1 protein-coding gene is annotated in these 775 nt (G+C 68.1%); it reads left to right on the top strand.

Annotation, left to right across the window (positions count from 1 at the left end):
• Positions 1–9: 9 nt before the first annotated feature.
• Positions 10–775: aldehyde dehydrogenase family protein (locus AC1DY5_RS57505; protein ID WP_478123019.1), on the top strand; the 766-nt coding region annotated here is incomplete at its 3' end.

Here is a 775-nt window from a genome sequence, read left to right as displayed (position 1 = left end):
GCCCACTTCATGTCAGGCCAACCCGCCGCCGGCGCTTCGTCCCGGTCGCAGGATGTCTTCAATCCCGCGACAGGACGGGTGACCGGCAGCGTGGCCCTGGCCAACCGGGCCGACGTGGATGCCGCGGTGGCGGCCGCGCAGGCGGCCTTCCCGGCCTGGGCCGACACGCCGCCGATCCGGCGCGCGCGCGTGATGTTCAAGTTCCTCGAGCTGCTCAACAAGCACAAGGATGAGCTGGCCCACCTGATCACCGCCGAGCACGGCAAGGTCTTCACCGACGCCCAGGGCGAGGTCACGCGCGGCATTGACATCGTCGAGTTCGCCTGCGGCATCCCGCAGCTGCTCAAGGGCGACTTCACCGACCAGGTCTCCACCGGCATCGACAACTGGACCCTGCGCCAGCCGCTGGGCGTCGTGGCCGGCATCACGCCCTTCAACTTCCCGGTGATGGTGCCGATGTGGATGTTCCCGGTGGCGATCGCCGCGGGCAACACCTTCGTGCTCAAGCCCAGCCCGACCGACCCGAGCGCCTCGCTGCGCATGGCCGAGCTGCTGAAGCAGGCCGGCCTGCCCGACGGCGTGTTCAATGTCGTACAGGGCGACAAGGAAGCGGTCGATGCGCTGATCGAGCATCCAGACGTCAAGGCCATCAGCTTCGTCGGCTCGACCCCGATCGCCAACTACATCTATGAAACCGGAGCCCGCCACGGCAAGCGCGTGCAGGCGCTCGGCGGCGCCAAGAACCACATGGTGGTGATGCCCGACGCCGACATCG

Source organism: Variovorax sp. P4_D9 (assembly GCF_056401695.1).
This window is presented reverse-complemented; position numbering and strand designations above follow the sequence as displayed.